This window comes from Vibrio sp. 10N.261.52.C11 (assembly GCF_041471405.1).
GTDB lineage: Bacteria > Pseudomonadota > Gammaproteobacteria > Enterobacterales > Vibrionaceae > Vibrio > Vibrio crassostreae_C.
The window spans coordinates 59,347-71,564 of the sequence record NZ_JBFROI010000036.1; the positions used below are offsets into that span (position 1 = coordinate 59,347).

Consider the following 12,218-nt stretch of genomic DNA (forward strand, 5'->3'; position numbering starts at 1 on the left):
AATTTTTCGATAAGTAGTTATTCTACAATCAAAAATTATAACGCAGTTATCGAGCATTTTAGCAAGCTAGGGTGAGCAATTATTTACTACGATTGGTATAAAGCAAGGAACTCGCGATGAACTTTAAAACAGCTGCAGGCTTATGCACTTTCACAATAGCTTCTCTAACAACATCAACGATGGCTTTCGCTCACCCAGGACATGGGGCGCATTCAGTTCATGAGTCTCACTCGTTTATGTCTGGCTTAACTCACCCTGTGACTGGCATGGATCATCTGATCATGCTGATCGCTTTCGGTTTATTAATTGGCGCACTGTCATTTTCCACCAAGACAAAAGCAGCTCTGATTGGCGGTGGATTGGTGTCTTTAGTGGTAGGGCTTATCGCAGGCCAAGCCCTAGGTTTCTCTGTGATTGTTGAGCCTGCCATTATCGCTTCTCTGTTTGTCGTCAGCTTATGTTTATGGCATGTATTCTCACCATCAACCAAGCGTGTAAACAGCGTATTAGTTGCTTCGATTGCTATGTTGTTTTTCCATGGTTACGCACACGGCGTTGAAGCCGCGAGCAACCTGACTCAGTTCGCAACAGGCATGAGTATCAGTGCTTTGGCTCTGATGGTTATCGGTACTTTTGTTGGTCGCGCGGTTTACTCTAAATGGTTGTCAGTCGGCGTGGCTTCAGCAAGCGCACTATTGCTGTTAGGCGCGTAGGCTCTCGAACTTATTTGATTCTGGAAGACTGAGGGCACGATTATGACCACAACAGAAAATGTAGCCGTCTATCGTCTGTTTCAATTGATCAGTCCATCGTTGCCGATTGGTGGGTTCACTTATTCGCAAGGCTTAGAGTTAGCGGTTGAAGCGGGGTGGGTGACCGATCGCAACAGCATGGAACAGTGGCTTAATACCATCGTCAGTTCCAGTGTCGCAACTTTGGAATTACCTATCTTAGAGCGTCTTTATCACGCGCTAGAAAAGGGTGAAATCGATGAGATTGAGCATTGGTGTAACTACTTATACTCAAGCCGTGAAACCAGTGAATTGCGAGCGGAAGAAAAGCAGCGTGGGCATGCATTGAACACCTTGTTGAAGCGCTTGGATATCGATATTTCGCTGGTGGATTCTGTTGATAGTCATCCAAACCAATTGTTGGGCACGTGTATGGCGGCTCAGCATTGGGGTATTGATTTAGAGAGCCTCAAGCAGGGTTATTTATGGAGTTGGCTTGAAAACATCGTTACCGCAGGGGTCAAGTTAGTGCCTTTAGGTCAAACCGATGGTCAGTTGGCATTGATTAATATCACCAACACCTTTCCTGAGGTGATCGAAAAGGCCCGCACGATAGAAGATTGGATGATAGGCAGCTTTTCGCCTTCGATGGCATTAGCGAGTTCATTGCACGAAACACAATACACACGACTATTTCGTTCGTAGCGGTTAGCGCGAACGATGTAGCAAAAAGAATATAAGGAAGTAGACAATGGAAAGTTATAAGCAACCACTTCGAATTGGTATTGGCGGCCCGGTAGGGTCTGGTAAAACAGCGCTATTAGAAGTGCTTTGTAAAGCGATTCGCGACAAGCTCAATATCGCAGTGGTAACCAACGACATCTACACTCAAGAAGATGCCAAGATACTTACGCGAGCAGAGGCTCTAGAACCAGATCGTATTATTGGTGTTGAAACGGGTGGCTGTCCGCACACGGCGATCCGTGAAGATGCGTCGATGAACTTAGCTGCGGTAGAAGAGCTTGCCAAGCTGCATAAGAACCTCGATGTGGTATTTGTCGAAAGTGGCGGTGATAACTTGAGTGCGACGTTCAGCCCTGAATTAGCCGATCTTACCATCTACGTGATTGATGTAGCGGAAGGGGAGAAGATCCCACGTAAAGGCGGACCGGGTATTACGCGTTCTGATCTGCTGGTTATCAATAAGATCGATTTAGCACCATATGTGGGTGCGTCACTTGAGGTGATGGAGCAAGACACACAACGCATGCGTCCAACCAAGCCATACGTATTCACCAACCTCAAAGAGAGCCAAGGGCTAGACTTCATCATCAACTTTATTGTGACTGAAGGGATGCTAACCATGAAGGAGCCTTCTACTACTGAGTAGGTTTGGAATAGGTTAGTTTTTTGAAAGCGTTAGATACTAAAAAGCCCTGTCGATTATCGATAGGGCTTTCTGGTTTGAAACGTTAGGTCGAACTTAAAGCTCGCTCTTAGTCACTCTTGTGGTCACTTGCGACTCAATCACACCGTCTTCAACTTGAGTGGTGATCACTTCACCGACTTCGACATCGTTAATCGATGATACCGTCTTGCTCGATTCTGAATGAGTAATGCTGTAGCCACGCTTTAGGGTTGCCAGTGGACTAACGGTCTCTAACTTCTCTGCAGCCATAGCGAGCTGGTGGCGAGTGGTTAGTAATGTCTTGTCCATTGCATCCAATAGCTTTTGCTCTGAACGTTGCAGATGCAGTTTCTGTTCGCCAAGGCGTTTCACTGGCGAGTTCAATTGAAGCTGGTGCTGTTTACGTTCAACACGCTGTGCATGCTGTTTTAGGTATTGAGTCATACCACGACGCAAACGCATATCTAGGTCATCAAGCTGCTGACTCTGCTTTTGAAGTTGGTAGCTAGGGTGTTGCTTCTCTAAGCGGTATTTCAACGTTTGAGTTGATTGCGCCTGTTTGATTAACACATGACGAATCGCACTGACTAAGCGAGCACGTTTAGACGCGAAAGCTTGTTCTTTATGACTGTTATCACGGCTAACCAATTCTGCGGCAGCTGATGGCGTTGGGGCACGCATATCGGCAACGAAATCAGCGATAGTGACATCCACTTCGTGGCCAACGGCGCTGATAATCGGGATTTGGCTTGCTGCGATTGTGCGAGCTACGATCTCGTTATTGAAGCACCATAGGTCTTCCAGTGAGCCGCCACCACGGCCGACGATTAACACATCACATTCATTGCGTTCGTTAGCGCGTCCAATCGCTTGGGCAATCTGAATCGCCGCCTCTTCGCCTTGAACCATGGTCGGGTAAACCACAACCGGTAGCGAAGGATCGCGCCTTTTTAGTACATCAAGAATATCAAACAGCGCTGCACCGGTTTTAGATGTGATAACGCCAACACGTTTTGGGTGTTCAGGAAGAGCTTGCTTACTTGATTGAGCAAACAGTCCTTCTGCGGCAAGGTTCATCTTCAGCTTTTCAAATTCTTGCTGAAGTTTACCGTCACCCTCTGGCTGCATGCTTTCGATGATCAGTTGGTAGTCACCGCGTGGCTCGTAAAGAGATAGGCGAGCTTTGACTAAAACTTGATTGCCGTTCTGAGGCTTAAAGGTCACACGGCGGTTATTGCCACGAAACATGGCGCATTTAACTTGAGCGCGAGAGTCTTTTAGCGTGAGGTACCAGTGACCAGAGACAGGTGCAGAGAAGTTTGAGATTTCACCAACGAGCCAGACTATTCCCATTTCGTTTTCTAATAGGAGACGAACCTCTGAGTTGAGGCGAGAAACAGTAAAGATGTTTGGATTAGTCATAGAAGCACTATCTTTCCTTGAAGGAAGGTCTTTCTTGGAATCTCACAGGGCGTGAGTATGGAAGATAGCGGCAATATAATACATAGCAAGGGGGTAAATGCAAATTAAAAATACAAAAATGTGTAGCCAAGCGATTTCGCCGTGCGTATAATCCGTCTGCAATATCAAATCCAAATCACTTTATTATGCGAAACGATAAAGTTGGGTTTACTCCTTTTAACACCTTTGTTGTGAGATATTGCAAATGCTACGAATCGCAAAAGAAGCTTTAACTTTTGATGACGTTTTACTCGTCCCAGCACACTCAACCGTTCTTCCGAACACAGCTGATCTTCGCACTCAGTTAACGAAAAACATTTCTTTAAACATCCCAATGATCTCTGCATCGATGGATACTGTTACGGAAGCACGCCTAGCAATTGCCCTTGCGCAAGAAGGTGGTATTGGCTTTATTCATAAGAATATGTCAATCGAGCAGCAAGCTGAAATGGTTCGCCAGGTTAAAATTTACGAAGCTGGTGTGGTTTCTCACCCAGTAACTGTAAGCCCTGACGCGACAATCGCTGATGTTGTAGCCCTTACTCAAAAACACGGCTTCGCCGGTTTCCCTGTTGTTACTGAAACAAACGAATTGGTTGGTATCATTACTGGCCGTGACGTTCGCTTTGTTACTGACCTTTCTAAGAAAGTTGATGTAGTAATGACGCCTAAAGCTCGCCTTGCTTCTGTTAAAGAAGGTGCAACTCGTGAAGAAGTTCAAGAGAAAATGCACGAAGCGCGTGTTGAAAAAGTTCTTGTTGTAAATGATGACTTCCAACTGACTGGAATGATCACTGCAAAAGATTTCCACAAAGCAGAACGTAAACCAAACGCATGTAAAGATGAGCGCGGCAGCCTACGTGTAGGTGCAGCTGTTGGTGCTGGTGCTGGTAACGAAGAGCGTGTTGCTGCTCTAGTTGAAGCTGGCGTAGACGTTCTACTTATCGACTCTTCACACGGTCACTCTGAAGGCGTACTTAACCGTATCCGCGAAACTCGCGCTGCATACCCTGATCTACAAATCATCGGTGGTAACGTAGCAACTGGTGCTGGCGCACGTGCTCTTATCGAAGCGGGTGTTAGTGCAGTTAAAGTTGGTATCGGCCCAGGTTCAATCTGTACGACTCGTATCGTTACTGGTGTTGGTGTTCCTCAAGTAACAGCAATCGCAGACGCAGCGGAAGTTGCAAACGAATACGGTATTCCAGTAATCGCAGATGGCGGTATCCGCTTCTCTGGCGATATCTGTAAAGCTATCGTTGCTGGCGCATCTTGTGTGATGGTTGGTTCAATGTTCGCTGGTACTGAAGAAGCACCGGGTGAAGTTATCCTTTACAACGGTCGTTCTTACAAGTCTTACCGTGGTATGGGTTCTCTTGGCGCTATGTCTCAAGGCTCTTCTGACCGTTACTTCCAATCTGACAACGCTGCAGACAAGCTTGTTCCAGAAGGTATTGAAGGTCGTATCGCATACAAAGGTCGTCTAAAAGAGATCGTTCACCAACAGATGGGCGGTCTACGCTCAAGCATGGGCCTAACGGGTTCTGCAACTGTTGAAGACATGCGTACTAAAGCTGAGTTTGTTCGTATCTCTGGTGCGGGCATGAAAGAATCTCACGTACACGATGTTCAAATCACGAAAGAAGCACCTAACTACCGTTTAGGTTAATAATACGTCCAAACGTTTGAATAATGTGCTGATTTAGTCGGCACATTAATATACCAATCGTAGTAAATAACTGGTCATCCTAGCTTGTTAAAAACCTCGATAACTTCGTTAGAATTTTTGATTGTAGAATAACTACTTATCAGAAAATCCTGCCTCGTTCTCAGGCTTTTTTCCTACGCTATTCCTGAACACTTACTTACTGTGATTGGTATTATATCTACCGCCTGTTTTGTTAAAAGTCCGATTGTCTCAAAACACGTGGTTAAAGATATCTAACGAAAACGTTTGCTTTATTTCTTGAAGAGTTAATCAGAGGTGAGTAAACTCGCCTCCGTTTTATCACATAGCCAATAAGACTGCTTACAATGACTAAAAATATTCATGACCAACGTATTCTAATTCTGGACTTCGGTTCTCAATACACACAGCTAGTAGCTCGTCGTATTCGTGAGATCGGTGTTTACTGTGAACTTTGGAGCTGGGACGTAGAAGAAGCGGATATTCGTGAATTCAATCCAGACGGTATCATCCTATCTGGTGGTCCTGAAAGTGTAACGGAAGAGAACTCTCCACGTGCACCTCAGTACGTATTTGATTCAGGTGTTCCTGTATTCGGTATCTGCTACGGCATGCAAACTATGGCTGAGCAACTTGGCGGTAAAGTAGCAACGTCTACTGAACGCGAGTTCGGCTACGCTGCTGTACAAGTAACTGGTGAATCTGCACTTTTCGCTGACCTTGAGTCTACTCAAGATGTTTGGATGAGCCACGGCGACAAAGTAGTTGAGATTCCAGCTGATTTCACAAAGATCGCTGAAACAGACACTTGCCCATACGCTGCAATGGCAAACGAAGAGAAGAAGTACTTCGGTGTTCAATTCCACCCAGAAGTAACACACACTAAAAACGGCCTGAAAATGCTTGAGAACTTCGTTCTTAACGTATGTGGTTGTGAAGGTCTGTGGACTTCAGCTTCAATCATTGAAGATGCAGTTGCACGTATTAAAGAACAAGTAGGTGACGACGAAGTTATCCTTGGTCTTTCTGGTGGTGTTGATTCATCTGTAGTTGCGATGCTTGCTCACCGCGCTATCGGCGACAAACTAACATGTGTATTTGTTGATAACGGCCTTCTTCGTTTAAACGAAGGTGAGCAGGTTATGGAGATGTTCGGCAACAAGTTTGGCCTAAACATCATCAAAGTAGATGCTGAGCAACGTTTCCTTGATGCTCTTGAAGGCGAAGCTGAACCAGAAGCTAAGCGTAAGATCATTGGTCACGTATTCGTAGATATCTTCGATGAAGAGTCTAAGAAACTGAAGAATGCTAAATGGCTTGCTCAGGGTACTATCTACCCAGACGTAATCGAGTCTGCTGCATCTAAGACAGGTAAAGCACACGTAATCAAATCTCACCACAACGTTGGTGGTCTTCCTGATGATATGGAAATGGGCCTTGTTGAGCCTCTACGTGAGCTGTTTAAAGATGAAGTACGTAAGATCGGTCTAGAGCTTGGTCTTCCATACAACATGCTTTACCGCCACCCATTCCCGGGTCCAGGTCTAGGTGTTCGTGTACTTGGCGAAGTGAAGAAAGAGTACTGTGATCTACTGCGTCGCGCAGATGCGATCTTCATTGAAGAGCTTCACGCTGCTGACCTTTACCACAAAGTATCTCAAGCATTCACGGTATTCCTACCAGTACGTTCAGTTGGCGTAATGGGCGATGGCCGTAAGTACGATTGGGTTGTATCTCTACGTGCTGTAGAAACTATCGACTTCATGACTGCTCACTGGGCACACCTACCATACGACTTCCTAGGTAAGGTTTCTAACCGTATTATCAACGAAGTTAACGGCATTTCACGTGTTGTTTACGATATTTCTGGTAAGCCACCAGCAACTATCGAGTGGGAATAATCTCTTAGAGATTTAACCAGCTTTGATTAAGATCTTAAGCCTCGAACTCAGTTCGGGGCTTTTTTCTTTTCGATTGATTATATTGATTCATTACATTAAAGGCTTATGAGCAATACCTTGAAATCAAATGAACAATAACTAGAAACCAAATGAGTTGGAAACTAGATATCAGCTCAAGAAACCATGAGACGCTTTGTTGTGTTGAGCCATATATCAAAAAGATCACTCGCACTTTTTATAAATTCACACAGCTACAGCTAGGCCATTTCACATGTGAAGCATACTCTTTGATGGACTTATTAAGGACAGATAAGAGAATCCATCATGTTAAAAATCAAATATTTGGCGACAGTACTGGGCTGCACTTTAGCAGCGCAAAGTCATGCGTCTTTGAACATTCAACCTGATCCGCAAAACCCGAATGGTTACCTTGTTGAAAAGTCGGCTCTACAAGCTGCTGAACAAGCGAAAACATCCGATCCTATGTATGCGATCTGGTCACAGGCCCTTCAAACTCGCCCGAACACCATCGTTGAAGCGATTGAACCCGGTTCACCTTCGAATCCTGAAAACGTAAAGCGTGTAGAGCGCGTGTTCCCTCAATCTGAATGGGACTTCCTCACTCAAATGGCAGCGCCAGAATACACCTACACTCGCTTCTTACGTGCGATCGGTAAATTCCCAGCGTTCTGTGGAGAGTACACAGATGGCCGTGACTCAGACGCCATCTGTAAGAAATCCATCATCACGGCCTTTGCTCACTTTTCACAAGAGACGGGTGGGCACATCGCGATAGGCAACACCTCTGATAATCCATTAGCTCTAGAAGAGTGGCAGCAAGCGCTGGTGCATGTTCGCGAAATGGGTTGGTCTGAAGGCCAAGAAGGTTACACCACAGGTTGTGGTCAGAATGATTGGCAGAATGCCCGTTGGCCATGTGCTGCGGGGCAGGGTTACTTCGGACGTGGTGCTAAACAGCTTTCTTACCATTTTAATTACGGCGCGTTCTCTGAAGTGATGTTCGATGGCGATGCGACGGTGCTTCTCAACAATCCGGGCTTAGTGGCGGATTCTTGGTTGAACTTAGCGTCTGCTATCTGGTTCTTTTTAACACCACAAGCGCCTAAACCGGCAATGCTGCATGTAATTGACCGAACATGGACACCATCTCAACGTGAATTGGATGCGGGTATTGGCTATGGCTTTGGTACCACAATCAACGTGATCAATGGTGGTATTGAATGTGGCGAGCAGAACAAAGACAAAGGCCAACCCGTTAACCGTATTCGTTACTGGGAAGGGTTAGCCGCGCACTATGAAATTCCTGTAGAAGCCGATGAAGCCAATACATGTTGGCAGCAAACGCCTTACGGAAGCTTGAATCTCAACGGAGCAACGGATGTGTTGTACACCAACTGGGATGGTAACTGGAAATACTACGCAGACCGCCCAGAAGGGTATTCATTTGAGTGTGAGCTAGTGGGCTTTCAAACGGCTTATTCCGCACTGGTGGCTGGTGATTACGAGAAGTGTGTGACCAACTTCTATGGTTCTCATGCGAGTTGGCCTGAAGTGAAAGTGGTCGATAAGCTGGATCCGGTAGATCCTGGTACTGATCCGGGTGGTAATGGTTGGAGTGCGACCAAGGTTTACAACGCGGGTGACCAAGTGACGCATAACGGCGCAACCTATGAAGCGAAATGGTGGACACAAGGGGATGACCCTGCCAATGGTGGCCCTTGGAAACTAGTAGCGGGCGAGCCAACACCACCAGTTGTGACAGATCCAACGCCTGTTGATCCTGCCCCTGTCGATCCAGAACCAGTAGACCCTGCACCCGTTGAACCACCTGTGACAGAACCGCCAGTGGTTGTCGATCCATCTGAATTTATTACGTGGCAAGCGGGCGTTAGCCAAGTGAGTAATGGCGACAAAGTGACGCATAACGGCAAGTGCTTCGTGGCTAAAAACGGCCCGGGTGTATGGGAAAGCCCAGTTCAATCGAATTGGTTCTGGGATGAAATCAGCTGTAATTGATAGTCTGAATACTGAAGAGGTGGCCTAAGTTACGAGCTCAGTAGTACGACCATAGCGATATAAATAATCAAAAGCCGAAAGTTTCTACTTTCGGCTTTTTTCCGTTTCGAACTTGGCTATTTAAGCAGGGTGATTGGTCTATTTGGCTATGTTGAAGCGCATTTAAAGACTAATTATCCAGTTAGAGGATAAAGTTCTGTACAAATGATTCTTGTGAATTTATATTCAAATTTAATTTATATTTATTCTTTTATTTTAGGGTTAAGGTGTACCTATGGAACAGACAGATATCACGTCACTCATCCCCATTGTGATTACTTTGGTGTTGTCATTGGCGACAAGGAATGTGGTGATAGGCCTTTTTGCTGGTGTGCTGAGTGGTGTTGCAATGCTGACTGGCATGTTTAGCGAACTTAACCCGCTTGATACGTTTGGTACCATGGTGAAAGGTTACCTAGTCCCTCAACTTACCGACAGCTATAACGCTGGTGTGATCATGCTGTTGGTATTCATCGGTGGCTTTGTCGCATTGATGGAAAAGTCCGGTGGTGGCGTCGCGTTTGCAAAGCGAGTGACTCAGTGGGTAAGCAATAAATGCCAAGCTCAATTGTCAGCATGGTTGGGTGGAATCGTTATATTTTTCTCAGACTTAGGCACCCCTTTAATTGTTGGCCCTGTTTTTCGTCCCCTTTTCGATAAACTGAAACTTTCTAGACAGAAGCTAGCATTCATCATTGATTCAACCTCGTCGCCCGTTGCTATTCTTATCCCTTTCATTGGATGGGGTGTTTACATCATGAGCCTTATTCAGAAAGAGTTCACGGCGTTGAATGTCAACATGTCCGATTGGGATGCCTTCATCGGTGCGATTCCTTTTCAGTTCTACGCATTTCTTGCGATTTTCATCGTTCCGCTTGTGTCCGTTAAAGGTTTAGACTTTGGGCCAATGGCAAAAGCCGAGCGTGATTGCCAGGCGGGAATTAACTCTGGCGTGAATAACGAATCACTAAATCCGTTCTCGCATAAAAATGCAAAGGCATCTTTTGTCTGGGCACCATTGTTAGTGATGCTGGTGGTGTTGTGTGCCATGTTGGTTCCACAAGGCTTCCCGTTCCAAAAGGTCGCAGGTTCATCATTTAGAGCGGCGTTATCATCGGCTTATTTCTTTGCGGCGATTACCTTAATCTCGCTAATGGCTTACTACGGTGTAAGAAAGCTTTCAGATGGTGTTTCTGTGTACTTAAAAGGTATGGGAAACATGATGCCAGTCGCGATCATCTTGGTACTGGCTTGGGCATTAAGCACCGTTGGTAAAGAGTTGGGTGCAGCGGCTTATATTGCTGAGCAAGCACAGAGCGGCTTTCCATATTGGTTAGTACCTGCGGTCGCGTTTTTATTATCGGCTATCATTTCATTCGCAACGGGATCGTCGTGGGGAACCTTCGCGATAATGATGCCATTGGTTATTCCAACCGCGATTGCGATAGATGCTCCGCTTCTCGTCGCAATTGGCGCTGTGTTGTCTGGTGGCTTGTTTGGTGACCATTGCTCACCGATCTCTGAAACCACGATTCTTTCTTCAACCGGGGCAGGGTGTGATCAGTTTGAACACTTTAAGACGCAGCTACCTTACGCATTGATGAACGGCTCTATTGCTCTGATTAGTTTTGTAGTCGCAGGCTTTACGGGAAGTGCATTGGTTGTATTAGGTGCTCTTGTTGCTCAGTTGATTGTCGTGACGTTGTTAGCCAAGCGCGATGCGAGTAAAAACGCTTCTTCAGACGTTCAATCTCAAGTGTCTGAATCTAAACCACAACAAGCGTAATTTAATCTGTCCAAGTAGATACGAGATTTAATGGACAGATACGGGATGCGAGTAAACGAGTAACGAAAAGCTCGCCCTCTGTTGCCTACGTTTGCTATTAAGGGGGCGCTTACTTAAATCTAAAGACTCTTTTCGCATCCCGCATCTCGTTTACTCGCATCTAAGCAAACCTCGTCATTCCCTACAGTGAGGAACGAACGCGATAGGGAATCTCTCGCGTTTACCGTTGGTGTATATATTGAAAGGCAGATTCTAGACATTTCGTCCCTCGATTCTGGAATGACGATATAATGAGTCGATACGTGACAGGGAATTCGTTCACTAATAGGTTCTATGAATTAATTAGCATTGTTATGAAACTAATTTTCCATAAGATCATTTACACAATCTTAGTTTTCGATAACTGGATTACCTAGTTGTACGGTTTATAGATTAAAATTTTCTGATAACTTTTATCGTTTTTTTTTAATCAACCACTTTAATAAGGTAAATTCGCAATGTCGACCAAACTAGCTAACCCAGCGCCACTAGGCTTAATGGGTTTCGGTATGACCACTATTCTTCTTAATATCCACAACGCAGGTTTCTTTCCAATCGATTCAATGATTCTTGCTATGGGTATTTTTTACGGTGGTTTGAGCCAAGTTATCGTGGGCACAATGTGTTTCAAACGTGGTGACACGTTCGGTACAACTGCGTTTACTTCTTACGGCCTATTCTGGTTGTCTTTGGTTGGTTTAATCGTGATGCCTTACATGGGCCTACCTGCAAGCCCTGCAGCATTCATGGGTTGGTACCTACTACTATGGGGCATCTTCACAGGCTTCATGTTCATCGGTTCTCTATGCTACCCAGTGGCGAAACAAGTAGTATTCGGTTCATTAACTATCTTGTTCTTCCTACTTGCAGCTCGTGATTTCACTGGCAGCGAACTAATCGGCACTATCGCTGGTTTTGAAGGTATCTTCTGTGGCGCTTCAGCTATTTACTTTGCAATGGCACAAGTAATCAACAACGAATACGGCCGCACAGTACTGCCTATCGGTGAGAAGAAAGCACCTCAAATGGCAACACAAGAAATCGCTGCTTAATACTCTAACTCGGGAACAGTTAGTTTGTTATAAGCCATTTATTGGTTATGAATAAAACAAAAGGGGTTAGCCGAAAT

9 protein-coding genes are annotated in these 12,218 nt (G+C 45.4%); 8 read left to right on the forward strand and 1 reads right to left on the reverse strand.

What is annotated here, in order from left to right; translation table 11 throughout:
- The first annotated feature begins 116 nt into the window (after positions 1 to 116).
- From AB4323_RS15230 to ureG, 3 genes are read left to right on the forward strand one after another with little or no spacing between them, the layout of a single operon-like run.
- Positions 117 to 713, forward strand: coding sequence for a HupE/UreJ family protein (locus tag AB4323_RS15230; RefSeq protein ID WP_017079882.1), 597 nt, complete (start codon positions 117 to 119; stop codon positions 711 to 713).
- Positions 714 to 755: 42 nt separating this feature from the next.
- Positions 756 to 1,436, forward strand: coding sequence for an urease accessory protein UreF (locus AB4323_RS15235; protein WP_372152819.1), 681 nt, complete (start codon positions 756 to 758; stop codon positions 1,434 to 1,436).
- A gap of 46 nt (positions 1,437 to 1,482) precedes the next feature.
- On the forward strand, positions 1,483 to 2,121 hold the full coding sequence (ureG, locus tag AB4323_RS15240; protein WP_017062498.1) for an urease accessory protein UreG: 639 nt from the start codon (positions 1,483 to 1,485) through the stop codon (positions 2,119 to 2,121).
- Positions 2,122 to 2,214: 93 nt separating this feature from the next.
- Here ureG and xseA read toward each other — a convergent pair whose 3' ends face one another.
- Complete coding sequence (xseA, locus tag AB4323_RS15245; RefSeq protein ID WP_065584650.1) at positions 2,215 to 3,561, reverse strand: exodeoxyribonuclease VII large subunit; 1,347 nt, start codon at positions 3,559 to 3,561, stop codon at positions 2,215 to 2,217.
- A gap of 244 nt (positions 3,562 to 3,805) precedes the next feature.
- Between xseA and guaB the strand changes: the two genes are divergently transcribed.
- The 5 genes from guaB (at position 3,806) to AB4323_RS15270 (ending at position 12,141) form a co-directional block, all read left to right on the forward strand.
- A complete protein-coding gene (gene guaB / locus AB4323_RS15250) occupies positions 3,806 to 5,269 on the forward strand; it encodes an IMP dehydrogenase (protein ID WP_017062496.1) in 1,464 nt (487 codons plus the stop codon).
- 365 nt (positions 5,270 to 5,634) lie between these two features.
- Positions 5,635 to 7,188, forward strand: a complete 1,554-nt coding sequence (gene guaA / locus AB4323_RS15255) for a glutamine-hydrolyzing GMP synthase (RefSeq protein WP_017066418.1) — start codon at positions 5,635 to 5,637, stop codon at positions 7,186 to 7,188.
- 324 nt (positions 7,189 to 7,512) lie between these two features.
- On the forward strand, positions 7,513 to 9,225 hold the full coding sequence (locus AB4323_RS15260) for a chitinase (protein ID WP_102333725.1): 1,713 nt from the start codon (positions 7,513 to 7,515) through the stop codon (positions 9,223 to 9,225).
- A gap of 274 nt (positions 9,226 to 9,499) precedes the next feature.
- Complete coding sequence (locus AB4323_RS15265) at positions 9,500 to 11,050, forward strand: Na+/H+ antiporter NhaC family protein (protein WP_137001226.1); 1,551 nt, start codon at positions 9,500 to 9,502, stop codon at positions 11,048 to 11,050.
- Between the two features lie 497 nt (positions 11,051 to 11,547).
- The gene (locus AB4323_RS15270) at positions 11,548 to 12,141 is read left to right on the forward strand and encodes an acetate uptake transporter (protein ID WP_010440610.1); all 594 of its coding nucleotides are present in this window, start codon (positions 11,548 to 11,550) and stop codon (positions 12,139 to 12,141) included.
- Positions 12,142 to 12,218: the final 77 nt, after the last annotated feature.

Excerpts from the sequence above, each read along its gene's own strand:
- AB4323_RS15230 (WP_017079882.1), top strand. The coding sequence starts at position 117 with ATGAACTTTAAAACAGCTGCAGGCTTATGCACTTTCACAATAGCTTCT.
- guaA (WP_017066418.1), top strand. The coding sequence starts at position 5,635 with ATGACTAAAAATATTCATGACCAACGTATTCTAATTCTGGACTTCGGT.
- guaB (WP_017062496.1), top strand. The coding sequence starts at position 3,806 with ATGCTACGAATCGCAAAAGAAGCTTTAACTTTTGATGACGTTTTACTC.
- AB4323_RS15260 (WP_102333725.1), top strand. The coding sequence starts at position 7,513 with ATGTTAAAAATCAAATATTTGGCGACAGTACTGGGCTGCACTTTAGCA.
- AB4323_RS15265 (WP_137001226.1), top strand. The coding sequence starts at position 9,500 with ATGGAACAGACAGATATCACGTCACTCATCCCCATTGTGATTACTTTG.
- ureG (WP_017062498.1), top strand. The coding sequence starts at position 1,483 with ATGGAAAGTTATAAGCAACCACTTCGAATTGGTATTGGCGGCCCGGTA.
- AB4323_RS15270 (WP_010440610.1), top strand. The coding sequence starts at position 11,548 with ATGTCGACCAAACTAGCTAACCCAGCGCCACTAGGCTTAATGGGTTTC.
- AB4323_RS15235 (WP_372152819.1), top strand. The coding sequence starts at position 756 with ATGACCACAACAGAAAATGTAGCCGTCTATCGTCTGTTTCAATTGATC.
- xseA (WP_065584650.1), bottom strand. The coding sequence starts at position 3,561 with ATGACTAATCCAAACATCTTTACTGTTTCTCGCCTCAACTCAGAGGTT.